Source organism: Cryobacterium sp. PH31-O1 (assembly GCF_030063455.1).
In the GTDB taxonomy this organism is placed as follows: domain Bacteria; phylum Actinomycetota; class Actinomycetes; order Actinomycetales; family Microbacteriaceae; genus Cryobacterium.
In genome coordinates, this window is sequence record NZ_JASITB010000008.1 from 114,089 (window position 1) to 126,546 (window position 12,458).

General features: G+C 66.7%; 14 protein-coding genes. 7 read left to right on the forward strand and 7 right to left on the reverse strand.

What is annotated here, in order from left to right; translation table 11 throughout:
- Together hydA and QMK31_RS15855 are read right to left on the reverse strand one after the other, a co-directional pair.
- The gene (hydA, locus tag QMK31_RS15850; RefSeq protein ID WP_283501918.1) at nt 1-1,434 is read right to left on the reverse strand and encodes a dihydropyrimidinase; all 1,434 of its coding nucleotides are present in this window, start codon (nt 1,432-1,434) and stop codon (nt 1-3) included.
- Between the two features lie 26 nt (nt 1,435-1,460).
- Complete coding sequence (locus QMK31_RS15855; RefSeq protein ID WP_283501919.1) at nt 1,461-2,336, reverse strand: nitrilase-related carbon-nitrogen hydrolase; 876 nt, start codon at nt 2,334-2,336, stop codon at nt 1,461-1,463.
- Nucleotides 2,337-2,488: 152 nt separating this feature from the next.
- Between QMK31_RS15855 and QMK31_RS15860 the strand changes: the two genes are divergently transcribed.
- The 5 genes from QMK31_RS15860 (at nt 2,489) to cofD (ending at nt 7,837) form a co-directional block, all read left to right on the forward strand.
- Nucleotides 2,489-3,886 carry an aminotransferase-like domain-containing protein gene (locus tag QMK31_RS15860; RefSeq protein ID WP_283501920.1) on the forward strand — a complete coding sequence of 466 codons (1,398 nt, stop codon included), beginning with the start codon at nt 2,489-2,491 and terminating at the stop codon, nt 3,884-3,886.
- Nucleotides 3,887-4,066: 180 nt separating this feature from the next.
- Nucleotides 4,067-5,068 carry a putative F420-0 ABC transporter substrate-binding protein gene (locus QMK31_RS15865; RefSeq protein WP_283501921.1) on the forward strand — a complete coding sequence of 334 codons (1,002 nt, stop codon included), beginning with the start codon at nt 4,067-4,069 and terminating at the stop codon, nt 5,066-5,068.
- The gene (locus tag QMK31_RS15870; protein ID WP_283501922.1) at nt 5,065-6,081 is read left to right on the forward strand and encodes a putative F420-0 ABC transporter permease subunit; all 1,017 of its coding nucleotides are present in this window, start codon (nt 5,065-5,067) and stop codon (nt 6,079-6,081) included. The genes QMK31_RS15865 and QMK31_RS15870 overlap by 4 nt, the downstream gene beginning before the upstream one ends.
- Nucleotides 6,072-6,848: an ABC transporter ATP-binding protein gene (locus tag QMK31_RS15875; protein ID WP_283501923.1), complete on the forward strand. Its 777-nt coding sequence runs from the start codon at nt 6,072-6,074 to the stop codon at nt 6,846-6,848. Before QMK31_RS15870 ends, QMK31_RS15875 begins: the two co-directional genes overlap by 10 nt.
- Nucleotides 6,845-7,837 carry a 2-phospho-L-lactate transferase gene (gene cofD, locus QMK31_RS15880; RefSeq protein ID WP_283501924.1) on the forward strand — a complete coding sequence of 331 codons (993 nt, stop codon included), beginning with the start codon at nt 6,845-6,847 and terminating at the stop codon, nt 7,835-7,837. The genes QMK31_RS15875 and cofD overlap by 4 nt, the downstream gene beginning before the upstream one ends.
- Before the next feature lie 33 nt (nt 7,838-7,870).
- Here cofD and cofC read toward each other — a convergent pair whose 3' ends face one another.
- From cofC to QMK31_RS15895, 3 genes are read right to left on the reverse strand one after another with little or no spacing between them, the layout of a single operon-like run.
- Nucleotides 7,871-8,563, reverse strand: a complete 693-nt coding sequence (gene cofC, locus QMK31_RS15885) for a 2-phospho-L-lactate guanylyltransferase (RefSeq protein ID WP_283501925.1) — start codon at nt 8,561-8,563, stop codon at nt 7,871-7,873.
- Nucleotides 8,523-8,936 carry a type II toxin-antitoxin system VapC family toxin gene (locus QMK31_RS15890; protein WP_283501926.1) on the reverse strand — a complete coding sequence of 138 codons (414 nt, stop codon included), beginning with the start codon at nt 8,934-8,936 and terminating at the stop codon, nt 8,523-8,525. The genes cofC and QMK31_RS15890 overlap by 41 nt, the downstream gene beginning before the upstream one ends.
- Nucleotides 8,933-9,169, reverse strand: coding sequence for an AbrB/MazE/SpoVT family DNA-binding domain-containing protein (locus QMK31_RS15895; protein WP_283501927.1), 237 nt, complete (start codon nt 9,167-9,169; stop codon nt 8,933-8,935). Before QMK31_RS15895 ends, QMK31_RS15890 begins: the two co-directional genes overlap by 4 nt.
- Before the next feature lie 134 nt (nt 9,170-9,303).
- Between QMK31_RS15895 and QMK31_RS15900 the strand changes: the two genes are divergently transcribed.
- On the forward strand, nt 9,304-9,654 hold the full coding sequence (locus tag QMK31_RS15900) for a nuclear transport factor 2 family protein (protein WP_283501928.1): 351 nt from the start codon (nt 9,304-9,306) through the stop codon (nt 9,652-9,654).
- Here QMK31_RS15900 and QMK31_RS15905 read toward each other — a convergent pair.
- Nucleotides 9,651-10,451, reverse strand: coding sequence for a coenzyme F420-0:L-glutamate ligase (locus tag QMK31_RS15905; RefSeq protein WP_283502035.1), 801 nt, complete (start codon nt 10,449-10,451; stop codon nt 9,651-9,653). The genes QMK31_RS15900 and QMK31_RS15905 overlap by 4 nt on opposite strands.
- A gap of 48 nt (nt 10,452-10,499) precedes the next feature.
- Nucleotides 10,500-11,501: a TIGR03557 family F420-dependent LLM class oxidoreductase gene (locus QMK31_RS15910; protein ID WP_283501929.1), complete on the reverse strand. Its 1,002-nt coding sequence runs from the start codon at nt 11,499-11,501 to the stop codon at nt 10,500-10,502.
- Nucleotides 11,502-11,609: 108 nt separating this feature from the next.
- Between QMK31_RS15910 and QMK31_RS15915 the strand changes: the two genes are divergently transcribed.
- Entirely contained in the window at nt 11,610-12,446 is an 837-nt protein-coding gene (locus tag QMK31_RS15915) for an exodeoxyribonuclease III (RefSeq protein ID WP_283501930.1), read from the forward strand.
- The last annotated feature ends 12 nt before the right edge of the window (nt 12,447-12,458 follow it).

The following is a 12,458-nucleotide window of genomic DNA, read 5'->3' on the forward strand; positions in this document are numbered from 1 at the left end:
TTAGATCAGGTACTGGCTCAGGCCGCGCTTGATGTAGCGGCCGTCGCCCTTGGTGCCGAGATAGGCGTTTGCGTCGACGACGACCTTGCCGCGGGAAATGACGGTGTCGACGTGGCCGTCGATCTCGTAACCTTCCCAGGCCGAGTAGTCCATGTTCATGTGGTGTGACTTTCCCACCCCAATGGACGTGTGTCCGTTCGGGTCGTAGATCACCACGTCGCCGTCGGCGCCCGGGGCGATCACGCCCTTCTGGCCGTACATGCCGAACATGCGGGCCGGAGTGGTTGAGCACACCTCGACCCAGCGTTCCAGCGAGATCTTACCGTCGACGACGCCCTGGTACAGCAGGTCCATGCGGTGTTCGACCGAGCCGATGCCGTTGGGAATCTTGGAAAAGTCGGTCAGGCCCATGTCTTTTTGGCCCTTCATGCAGAACGGGCAGTGGTCGGTGGAGACCATCTGGATGTCGTTCGTGGCGAGGCTCTGCCACATGTGGTGCTGGTGACCCTCGGCCTTGGCGCGCAGCGGCGTGGAGCAGACCCACTTGGCACCCTCGAAACTGCCCCACTCCTCGCTCTCTGCCCCCAGGTTGTCTTCGAGCGAGAGGTAGAGATACTGCGGGCAGGTCTCCCCAAACACGTTCTGGCCGTTGTCCCGAGCTTGCGCGATCTGGTCCACGGCCTGCTTCGCCGACACGTGCACTATATAAAGAGGAGCGCCGGTGAGGTTGGCGAGCATGATCGCCCGGTGCGTGGCCTCTTCTTCGGCCTGCCAGGGCCGGGTCAGGCCGTGATAGAGCGGGCCCGTGTTGCCGGCGGCGACCGCCTGCTGCACGAGCAGATCGATGACGCTGCCGTTCTCGGCGTGCATCATGATCATGCTGCCGTTGGTGGCGGCGCGCTGCATGGCCTTGACGATCTGCCCGTCGTCGCTGAGAAAGACGCCCTTGTAGGCCATGAACAGTTTGAAGCTTGAGACGCCCTCGTTCACGAGTTCGTCCATGGCGGTCAGCGAGCTGTCCTGCACGTCACTGAGGATCTGGTGAAAACCGTAGTCGATGGCGCATTGGCCGGCGGCCTTCTGCTGCCAGGCAGCGTAGCGCTCGAGTACGTCTTCGCCGGCGTACTGCACGACGAAGTCGACGATGCTCGTGGTGCCGCCCCAGGCAGCAGCTCGGGTGCCGGTTTCGAAGGTGTCGCTGGCCTGGGTACCGCCGAACGGCATCTCCATGTGGGTGTGAGCGTCGATGCCGCCGGGGATGACGTACTTGCCGCCCGCATCGATGACGCGGTCGACATTGCCAGCCACATCGAAGCCGAGCAGGTTCGAGCCTGGCGCAAGCACCGCGACGATCTTCTCGCCGTCGATGAGCACGTCGGCGAGTCCTCGGCCCGTGGCGTTGACCACGGTGCCGTTCTTGATCAAAGTCTTCATGGCATCCTCCGGTGGGTCAGCTCAAACTACGGGGCGACGAGGGGCTCATAGGAGTCGGGGCGACGGTCGCGGTAGAACTGCCAGGAGTTGCGCACCTCGCGGATCAAGCCGAGGTCGAGGTCGCGCACGAGAATCTCCTCGGTATCGGTCGAGGCGCGTTCTCCCACGTAATTGCCTTTGGGGTCGACGAAATAGGAACTGCCGTAGAAGGTCACGGCCTCATCGCCGAACTCAGACTCCTCGTTGCCGATGCGGTTGTTCGCGCCGACGTAGTACTGGTTGGCGACCGCGGCGGCCGGCTGCTCGAGCTCCCACAGGCGGTTCGACAGCCCGGGCTTGGTGGCCGAGGGGTTGAAGACGATCTCGGCGCCGTTCAGGCCGAGCGCACGCCAGCCCTCGGGAAAGTGGCGGTCGTAGCAGATGTAGACGCCGATCTTGCCGTACTGCGTATCGAAGACGGGGTAGTCGGTGTTGCCGGGGCGAAAGTAGAACTTTTCCCAGAACTGCGGCAGGTGCGGAATGTGATGTTTGCGGTACTTGCCGAGGTAGGTTCCGTCGGCGTCAATGACCGCCGCGGTGTTGTAGAGCATGCCGGGCTGTTCTTCTTCGTACATCGGCACGACGATGACCATTTTGAACTCGGCGGCGAGCTTCTGGAAGCGTTCGACGATCGGGCCGGGCACGGCCTGCGCGTAGTCGTAGTACTTGGCGTCCTGCACGATGCCGAAGTACGGGCCGTGAAAGAGTTCCTGGAAGCAGATCACCTGCACGCCCTGGGCGGCAGCGGTGCGCACGAACCCTTCGTGCTTCTGGATCATGGATTCTTCGTCGCCGGTCCAGGTGGCCTGGGTGATGGCGGTTCTAACAATCTGGCTGGTGTCGGAGGTGGTGCCCTTGCTCATGCTGTGCCTTCCACTTGCTTCAGTTAGTCAATGACCGTTACGAACTGCGCTGTTCGTATTGTTATTATTTGACGTAAACATTTCAAATGTGTTTCTCTGTGTATCGCACGCATTAATCATCCTGTCGCCCGACGCAGCCAGAGGCAAGAGCAATGCAGAACTTTATCGACGAAATCGAGCAGCGCACGCCCGCGGGGATCGCCGCGGCCATCGGTCGCCTGATTGCTTCCGGGCGCCTCGCCCCTGGCGACCGCCTGCCCACCGTTCGGGTGCTCGCCGGCGAGCTCGGCGTGAGTCCCGCCACGGTCAGCCACGCCTGGCAGGCCCTGTCGGCGGTCGGCCTGATCGTGTCGCGTGGTCGAGGCGGCACGTTCGTGCAGGATGCCGCGCCCAAGTGGCTGCCGGCGCGCAGCCAGTCCATGATCGGCACCGTCGGTCCGGCCCGCCTCGACCTCTCCCGCGGCACGCCCGACCCGCTGCTGCTGCCGGCGCTCGGGCCGGCCCTCTCCCGGGTCTCGCAGCGGGCGGTGACACCGAGCTACCAGGACCTGCCGATCCTTCCGGAGCTGCTCGAGGTGCTGCGCGGGTCGTGGCCGTACCGGGTCGAGACGATCACCATCGTCGACGGGGCCCTCGACGCCATCTCGCGCTGCCTCGACGCGGTCACCCGGTTCGGCGACCGGGTGATCGTGGAGAACCCCTCGTTTCCGCCGTTCTTCGACCTGCTCGACCAGCTGGGCCTGGAACGCCTACCGGTGGCCGTCGACGAGCACGGCATCATTCCGGCCGATTTCGCCGCAGCTCTCAAGCTCGGCCCGGCCGTCGTGCTGCTGCAGCCGCGCGCGCAGAACCCCACCGGAGCGTCGATGACCGCGCAGCGGGCCGAGGAACTGGCCAGCCTGATGCGGAACACCCCGGCGAGTGCCGACACCATCGTGATCGAAGACGACCACTCTGCCGAAATCAGCATCGCGCCCGACGTGAGCCTCGGACTGTGGCTGCCCGCTCGCACCCTGCACGTGCGCAGTTTCTCGAAGTCGCACGGCCCCGACCTTCGCATGGCGGCGCTCGGCGGCCCGGCCGCGCTGATCGACCCGATCGTGTCGCGGCGCATGCTCGGCCCGGGCTGGACCAGCCGCATGCTGCAGACGATTTTGCACGACCTGCTGACCAACGGGGAGAGCATGGCGCAGGTCAGCGAAGCGCGCCGCATCTATTTCGCCCGCCAGCGTGCCCTCGCCGACGCCCTGACCGGGTTCGGGCTCGACGTGCTGCAGGCCGACGGCATCAACACCTGGCTGCCCGTACAGAACGAGCGTGACGCCCTGGTGCGCCTCGCAGCGTCTGGCATTCGAGTGGCCGGCGGCTCCCCGTTCCTGGCGAACCCGATCCTGTCAAACCCGTACCTGACCAACAACGGCGGCCCCGCGTTCGTTCGGGTGACCGCCGGCGCCCTGCCCGACGACGTTATTCCGGTCGCGGAGGCGCTGGCTGCGGCGGCGCATCCGCTCGATTCGGCCGTGCACCCGGTCGGGGCACGCTGGTCGTAGTGCTGCCGGGGGCCTAGGGTTGAGGCAGACCACCGGTTTGCTTTGACCGGCTGAGCTGGCCTGGATTTGGGCTGAGGTCCACCACCGCAGTGCCACCAACACCGCTGTGTCACCAACACCGTGCCAGTCTGCGCCCGCGCTGCCATCTGCTGCGCGCCGCGCCGCGTCGAAAGAGACCTCATGATTCGAATCACCGTGCGCAGGACCGGGCGCATGACCGCGTTGGTCGCCGCGACCCTGCTGCTCAGCGGATGCGCCGCGACGGCGACGCCCGCGGCCCCACCCGACAAGACCTCGGCCGCCGGCGCAGATTACCCGCTCACGGTCCTGAACTGCGAATCGACCGTCACGGTCACGTCGGCCCCGGAACGCATCGTGTCGATCAAGTCATCGGCGACCGAGCTGCTGCTGGCGCTGGGGCTCGGTGACCGCATCGTGGGCGCGGCCTTCCTCGACGGCCCGCTGCCAGAGTCGCTCGCCACGAAAGGCGTCGATCTCAACGTGATCAGCGAGTTCCTTCCCGGCCAGGAGGCCGTGCTCGGACTGAACCCCGACTTCATCTACGGCGGCTGGGAATCCAACTTCAGCGCCGACGGGGTGGGCGAACGCTCTGCCCTCGAAACGCTCGGAGTGGGCAGCTACGTTTCTCCGGCCGCGTGCAAGGGCGAGCGGATGCCCGACCCGCTGACCTTCGGGGCGGTGTTCTCCGAAATTGAGGAAGCCGGCAAGATCTTCGATGCGCAACCCGCCGCTGAGGAGCTCGTGCGCAGCCTGCAGTACGATCTCGCCGGTCTGGTACCAGCCACCGACGTCGCCAGCGCGCTCTGGTATTCCAGCGGCACGACCACCCCCTACGTCGGCGCCGGCATCGGTTCGCCGGCCATGATCATGAAAGCCGCCGGGCTCAGCAATATCTTCGCCGATGTCAGCGACACCTGGACGTCGGTGGGCTGGGAATCAATCATTGAGGCCAACCCGAACGTCATCGTGCTCGTGGACGCCAGCTGGAACACCGCCGCCGCGAAGATCGCCCACCTCGAATCGGACCCGGCCACGCAGGTGCTCGACGCCGTGAAGAACCAGCGTTACATCATCCTGCCGTTCGCCTCCACCGAGGCAGGCCTGCGCAACGTCGAGGCTGCCGCGTCCGCCATCGCCCAGCTAGCCGCTCTGAACGAGTGACTCGCGCGCGATACCTCGGGTGGCTCGTCGCGGCCACGACTGCACTCATTCTCGTGTGCTTGATTGCAGTGACCATCGGGCCGGCAGCCGTAAGCCTCGCGCAGGTGGCCGGCAGCATCGGCGCGCACCTTGGCCTCGTGACCGAGCCGGTACCGCTGCTCATCGACTCGATCGTCTGGCAGTTGCGCCTGCCCCGGGTGCTCACCGCCGCGCTGGTCGGCGCCGGGCTCGCGCTCAGTGGCGCGGTCATGCAGAGCGTGACGCGCAACCCGCTCGCCGACCCATACCTGCTCGGGCTGTCGAGCGGGGCATCCGTCGGCGCGGTCTGCGTGGTCATTCTCGGCATCGGCTTCGCCTTGCCGGCCGCCGCCTTTCTTGGCGCGTTGCTGGCCCTCGTCGCGACGCTGAGCATTGCCAGGGTCGGCGGTACGATCACTCCGGTGCGGGCGGTGCTCGCCGGACTCGCCATCGCGCAGCTCGCCGGAGCCCTGACCTCGTTCATTATTTTCTGGGCCGCCAAGGGCGACTCCTATCGGGAGATCCTCAACTGGCTGCTCGGCTCGGTGGCCGGAGCGACCTGGAGCAGCGTCGCGATCGCGGCGACGGCCGTTGCCGTCGTGGGCACCGGCATCCTCTGGTCGGCGACCCGGCTCGACGCGTTCGCGTTCGGTGACACCTCAGCGGCGAGCCTCGGCATCAACGTGAACCGCACCCGCTGGGCGCTGCTCGGCTCGGTCGCCCTGCTGACCGGCGCGATGGTGGCCGTCAGCGGCTCGATCGGGTTCGTCGGGCTCATTCTGCCGCACCTCGTGCGCGGCGTCAGCGGGCCGGGCCATCGCCGGCTGTTGCCGCTCGTCGCTGTCTGCGGCGCCCTGTTTTTGGTCATCGCCGACACGCTCGCCCGCACGGTGTTCGACCCGCGCGAACTGCCGGTGGGTATCATTACCGCGTTCATCGGCGTGCCGGTGTTCATTGTGCTGATTAAGAGAAAGAAGTCCCACCTGTGGGCGTAGACCTCGACCGGCTGTCGTTCGCCATCGACGGCGCCATGATTTTGCGCGACGTCTCGGCGTCGCTACCGACCGGCACGGTCACCGGCCTGCTCGGGCCGAACGGCGCCGGTAAATCCACCCTGCTGCGACTCGTCGCCGGCATCGACAAAGCGGATGCCGGCACCGTCACCCTCGACGGCGTCACGATCGGGTCGCTGTCGCGGCGCGACGCAGCCCGGCGCATCGCTCTGCTCGAACAGAATGCGGCGCCCAGCGTGGAGCTGACCGCGCTCGAGGTCGTGCTGCTCGGGCGCATTCCGCACCGCACGAAACTCATGGGATCGTTCAGCGGCGATGAGGATCGCGCCGTCGCGTTCGACGCCCTCGCAGCCGTCGGTGCCGGCGCGCTGGCCGATCGCTCCTGGCACACACTGAGCGGCGGGCAACAGCAGCGGGTACAGATCGCCAGGGCGATGGCGCAACAGCCGAGCCTGCTGTTGCTTGACGAACCGACCAATCACCTCGACGTGAGCGCCCAGCTGTCGCTGCTCGGGCAGGTGCGCGAGCTCGGGGTGACGGCGATCATGGCCCTGCACGACCTCAACCTCGCGGCGGCCTACTGCGACCAGATCGTGCTGCTCGACGGCGGCGTGGTCGTAGCTTCGGGCACGCCAGCCGAAGTGCTCACCCCCGCGATCATCGGGACCGTCTACGGGGTGAATTGCTTCATCCTGGAGCATCCGCGCGGCGGGCATCCGGTCATCGTGTATTCGGCGGTGTCAGCATGACGAGTATTAACTTGAAGCGCGTGACCGTGCTGGCGGGCGGCGTCGGCGGCGCCCGGTTCACCCGCGGCCTGCTGGCCCACCTCGCCGTCGCCGCGCCCAAGGCGGCCGTGACGGTGATCGTCAACACCGGTGACGATATGTGGCTGGATGGGTTGCGCATCTGCCCCGACCTCGACACCGTGATGTATACCCTCGGCGGCGGGATCAACGAGGAGCAGGGCTGGGGCCGTCCCGACGAGTCCCGGCGGGTCTCGGCCGAGATCGCCGCCTACGGTCGCGGCTGGTCCTGGTTCACCCTCGGCGATCTCGACCTCGCGACCCACATTGTGCGCACCGACCTGCTGCGCGGCGGGTCAACGCTGAGCGAGGCGACCGAATTTCTCTGTCGCCGCTGGCGGCCAGGGGCGCGCCTGCTCCCGATGAGCGACCAGCCGGTGGAGACCCACGTATGTCTCGCCGAGAATATCGACGAGCATGCCGCAGGCGACTATATTCACTTTGAGGAATGGTGGGTTCGTTACCGGGCCCGGGTCTCGATCACGAGGTTCAAGCAGCGCGGGCTGGCTGAAGCCGTAGCCGCGCCCGGTGTGCTTGAGGCCATCACAGCGGCCGACCTCGTGGTGCTGCCACCGTCGAACCCGGTCGTATCGGTCGGAACGATCCTTGCGGTGCCTGGGGTGCGCGGGGCGCTGCATGCCACGGCCGCCCGGGTTGTGGGCGTGTCACCGATCATCGGTGGCGCGGCGGTGCGTGGCATGGCCGATGCCTGCCTGCACACGATCGGCGTCGAGACCAGTGCCCTCGCCGTCGGCCGGCACTATGGCGCCCGCAGCGCCGGCGGGCTCCTCGATGCCTGGCTGATCGACGAAACGGATGCCGCGGCGCTGCCCGCGCTGGCGGCCGCCGGCATCCGTTCGGCTGCCGTACCGCTGTGGATGACCGACCTGCCCGCCACGACCGCACTGGCCGCTGCCGTGTTGGCGGTGTGATTGTGTGCCGGTGTAATTGTGTGCCGGTGTAATTCAGAGCAGCGCGCTCGTGCACGGCCCGAGCCCGAGTGCGCGAGCAACAGCAAGATCGGCCTCGGTGTCGACGTCTAGGCGCAGCGACGAGGTGGACGGCAAGTCGAGAACGGCGTGACCGTCGGCCTCGTGCGCGGCGCGGGAGCCGAAACCGAACCGTGGCGTGAAGGCCACGCCGCCGCGGGCGAAGAGGGTCGTTGTTCCCACGCCTTCGGCGTCGGCCACCATCGAGCGCGGGTGCCCGGCGGCGAGCACGAACCCGGTCTCGAGGTCGGTCGGGCGCAGGGCGGGCAGATCCCCGGTCATCACGGCCAGATTCGCCTGAGGATAGGCGTGCCGAGCGGCAGCAATGCCCTGCTCAATCGCCGCGTTCAACCGGGCATGGCCGGTTTGCACTCCCGGCTGCTCGAGCACGATGACGGCGCCGAGTTCGGCGAGCAGCTTGCCAAGCCGAGCACTCGCGGTCACCACGAACACCCGCTCCACAGCGGATGCCGCCACGATCGCAGCCACCGTGTCGAGCGCGAAGGCTTCGGCGAGCGCTGCACGCCCAGCCCCAGACTCAGGGCCAGACCCTGGCCCAGGCCCAGGCCCAGGCCCGAGTCGACTCTTCGCCCCGGGACTTCCCTTCACCGGAACCACGACGACCCAGCTATCGGCCAACAATTTCAACCCGAACGCCGACGGCGTCATATGTTGCCTTGGCACGGGAATCCCGGGTGGCGAGAACACAGTCGTTTTCTTGTGCCGCGAGAGCAACCAGGGCGTCGTAGACAGCTCCACCGGCAATTCCTAAATCCCCGAGAATGGTTGGCAACCGACCTGCCGTTGCAGCGGTCATCAGCACCGGCGCCACAAACCGCGAGGCCAGAAGCCGGGCCGCCGATCCAGGGTCAAGCCGGGCGTCACCGGGCAATCTTGTGAGCACCGAATAGGTCTCGGCCAGAGCGTGTCCGGCCAGAGCCACCTCACGACCCTGCCACCAGTCGACGACGGCTCGGTGCGCTTGATGGCTCGCAACCAACAGCGGCACCGCAACGCTGGTATCGAGGGCGAGGATCGTCAACGACGTCCCGCATCGATCAGGCCGAACATTGTGTCATCGTCAATGGGCGTCGAGGACGTCGCAACGAGCACCCCGCCCTCTTCGATGAGCCGGGCGGTCCGGCCCGCTGGCAGCACCTGCAGCCCGCTACCGTACTGAGAAATATCCACGGTGGAGCCGGGCTGGAGCCCCAACGCGTCGCGAAGGGCTTTAGGAACCAGGAGACGTCCGACGGCGTCGAGAGTAACTTCCATAGGGAATACGTTACCAGCGTTCTCCCTGATCAGCCAGGGCGATCCCGTGCTCCACCGCTGCGCGGTAGCCTCAAGGGTCGACTGCAAACATCCGTCGACCCGAACTCGTTCACTTGAACGGCCCAGGAGGCTCCATGTCACTCACCACCCAGTCGCGTACGCTCCCCATGGCGATTGTCACCTACCTCGAACGCAGCGCGAGCGCCAGGCCCGCCTCGGCCAGCGCGACCTTCACCGAGAACGCTGTCGTCGTCGATGATGGCGAGACCCACGCCGGTGAGGCGGCCATCGCCGCCTGGCTGGCCGGCTCCGCGGCGGAGCTTGCGTACACGACCACCCAGCTGCGCGTCGAGAAGGACGAAACGGCCACGACCGTCGTCAACCGCGTTGCGGGAAACTTTCCGGGCCGCAGCGTCGACCTCAACTACCGGTTCGAACTCGACGCCGAGAGCGGCCTGATTCAGGCCCTCACCATCTCGATCTAACCCTCGTCGGCTGCGGCAGCGAGCCCCGCGGCGTATCCAACCGCATACCCCTCGCTATACCCTTCGGCGCGGGATTCCGCCGTGCCCAGTCGAAACATGTCGGTGTCGCCTGGCCGTTGCAGCGCCCGGGCGCCGACGGCGGCCAGGTCGCCGACCAGCCGGCCAAGTCCGCGCACGACCGCGACCGGGTGGCCGCTGGTCTTGCCCTTAACCAGATCGGCGGCAGCGGCGATCTCGTCGGCGACGGCCGCGACGGTGACGTCAAGGCGGCGACCGGAGGCATCCGCTGTGCCGCGCAGGTCGTCGAGCACAGCGAGCCCGGCTGCGCCGATGGCGATGTCGGTCTGGCCCTCGCGCCAGGGGCGCCCGGCCGTATCGGTCACCAGCACGCCGAGGCGCAGCCCGGTGCGCTCGCGCAGGGCCGAGCAGATGGCGCGCGCCGACCTGTCCGGATCGACCGGCAGCAGCAGAACCACGCCGGAGGGTGCGTTGCTCGTGTCGACGCCGGCCGCGGCCATCACCAGCCCCTGCCGGTTTTCGACGATGCGGGTAACCCCGCCCGGGTGCTTTCGCGACGCCACGACGCGCACGGTCTCATCGGTGATCGCCTGTTCCCGGTGAGCGGCCAGCACGGTACGCCCCTCAGCCTTGGAGACGATCTTGCTGGTCACCGCCACAATGTCGCCATCGAGCAGGCGCGACTGCGCGGCCTCAGCGATGAGGGCGGCCAGGTCGTCGCCAGCCCTGATCTCTCCGAAACCACTCAGCGTGAACACCTTCAGCCCGAACAGTTCCATGGCGCCGACTTCTGCGGCTGCGGCGTCGGGCAGCGAGTCGTGCGGCATCTACCGAACGAGTTTCGGCAGAACGGATGCGCCGAACACGTCGATCCACTGCTTCTGATTGCGGCCCACGTTGTGCAGGTAGATGCGATCGAAACCGAGGTCGACGAACTTCTGAATGTACTTGCGGTGCTCATCGGGATCGGCCGAGATGATCATGCGGCCCTCGAAGTCCTCCGGTCGCACGAGCTTCGCCATCTGCTCGAACTCGAACGGCGAACGGATGTCGCCCTTCGGAAATTTCATCCCGCCGTTCGGCCACTCGTGCAGCGCGTTGATCATGGCCTCTTCGTCGGTCTCGGCCCAGCTCATGTGTAGCTGCAGCACCTTGGGCATCACCGAAGGATCCTTGCCAGCCTCGCGGGCGCCGTCGTCGAACTTACCGAACAGCATCGAGATCTTCTCGAGCGGCGCACCGACCGTGATGAGGCCGTCGGCGAGTCGACCGGCACGCTTAGCGGTGACCGGCCCGGCGGTGGCGACCAGAATCTCGGGGGCAACCTCTGGCATCGTCCAGAGCCGGGTTGATTCGAGCTTGAAGAACTGGCCGGAATGCTTGACGTCCTTGCCGGCGATCGAGCCGGCGAACAGCTTCGAGATGATCTCGATGGCCTCGAACATGCGGTTGATGCGCTCGGGGGCTTCGGGCCAGTAGCCGCCGACGATGTGTTCGTTCAGAGCCTCACCTGAACCGAGGCCGAGCCAGTGCCGGCCGGGATACATTGATGCGAGCGTCGCTGAGGCCTGGGCGACCATGGCCGGGTGCCAGCGAAAAGTCGGGGCGGTCACGCCTGGCCCGAAGTCGCCCTTGGTGCGCTCGGCAATCGAGGCGAGCACGCTCCAGACGAAGCTCGACTGACCCTGCGCCGGAACCCACGGTTGAAAGTGGTCGGCCGCCATGACGCCGGTGAAGCCGTGCTCCTCGGCGTAGGCAGAGAGCGCGACCGCTTCGGCCGGTGCGAACTGCTCCAACATGGCCGCATAGCCAATTTGCAACTTCGTCATGGTGACCTTCCTGCGCATTGATGGGTGGTACCTATTCAATCGCAACACGACCGGGACCGCATTCGATACCGCGGAGGCGGCATCCGTTGGCGCTTATAGGCTGGAGGTATGCGCATTGCCACCTGGAACGTCAACTCCGTTCGTGCCCGCTCCGGGCGAATCGTCGACTGGATGGAACGCGAGGACATCGATGTTCTCGCCATGCAGGAGATCAAGTGCAAGCCCGAACAGTTTCCGGCGCAGGTGTTCGAAGATGCCGGCTACGACCTCGCCATTCACGGCCTCAGCCAGTGGAACGGTGTGGCGTTCGCCAGTCGCGAACCGATGACAGATGTCGTCACGGCCTTTCCGAATATGCCCGGTTTTTTGAAGGGTGCGGTCGGGCCGGATCAGCCGCTCGAGGCGCGCGCCCTCGGCGTGACGGTGAACGACCTGCGGCTGTGGAGCCTGTACGTGCCGAACGGGCGCGCGCTCGGCGACCCGCACTACGCCTACAAGCTGGCCTGGCTGAAGGCCCTCGAGACCCACGCGGCCGAGGAGCTCAGCCGCCACCCCGCGCTTGCGCTGGCCATGATGGGCGACTGGAACGTCGCCCCCCGCGACGAAGACATGGGCGACCCAAGCTTCGTGCCCGGTCAGTCCACCCATATCTCGCCCGAGGAGAGGGCAGCGTTCGACGCCTTCGAACAGGCCGGTCTGGCCGACGTCGTGCGGCCGATCGTTCCAGAGGGTTTCACCTTCTGGGACTACAAGCAGTTGCGGTTTCCGCGCAACGAGGGCATGCGCATCGACTTCATCCTCGGCTCCCCCGCTTTCGCTGATCTCGTGACGGATGCCAGCATCCACCGCAACGAGCGCAAGGGTGATGCCCCGAGCGACCACGTTCCGGTTCTCGTCGACCTCGACCTGGGCGGCGATGACGACGATCGCCCAATGATCTTCTAAGGGTCGCGCCCC

Coding starts and splice junctions, on each gene's coding strand:
- QMK31_RS15915 (WP_283501930.1), top strand. CDS start 11,610: ATGCGCATTGCCACCTGGAACGTCAACTCCGTTCGTGCCCGCTCCGGG.
- QMK31_RS15905 (WP_283502035.1), bottom strand. CDS start 10,451: ATGGAACTGTTCGGGCTGAAGGTGTTCACGCTGAGTGGTTTCGGAGAG.
- cofD (WP_283501924.1), top strand. CDS start 6,845: ATGACGAGTATTAACTTGAAGCGCGTGACCGTGCTGGCGGGCGGCGTC.
- QMK31_RS15895 (WP_283501927.1), bottom strand. CDS start 9,169: ATGGAAGTTACTCTCGACGCCGTCGGACGTCTCCTGGTTCCTAAAGCC.
- cofC (WP_283501925.1), bottom strand. CDS start 8,563: ATGACGCCGTCGGCGTTCGGGTTGAAATTGTTGGCCGATAGCTGGGTC.
- QMK31_RS15910 (WP_283501929.1), bottom strand. CDS start 11,501: ATGACGAAGTTGCAAATTGGCTATGCGGCCATGTTGGAGCAGTTCGCA.
- QMK31_RS15855 (WP_283501919.1), bottom strand. CDS start 2,336: ATGAGCAAGGGCACCACCTCCGACACCAGCCAGATTGTTAGAACCGCC.
- QMK31_RS15865 (WP_283501921.1), top strand. CDS start 4,067: ATGATTCGAATCACCGTGCGCAGGACCGGGCGCATGACCGCGTTGGTC.
- hydA (WP_283501918.1), bottom strand. CDS start 1,434: ATGAAGACTTTGATCAAGAACGGCACCGTGGTCAACGCCACGGGCCGA.
- QMK31_RS15900 (WP_283501928.1), top strand. CDS start 9,304: ATGTCACTCACCACCCAGTCGCGTACGCTCCCCATGGCGATTGTCACC.
- QMK31_RS15860 (WP_283501920.1), top strand. CDS start 2,489: ATGCAGAACTTTATCGACGAAATCGAGCAGCGCACGCCCGCGGGGATC.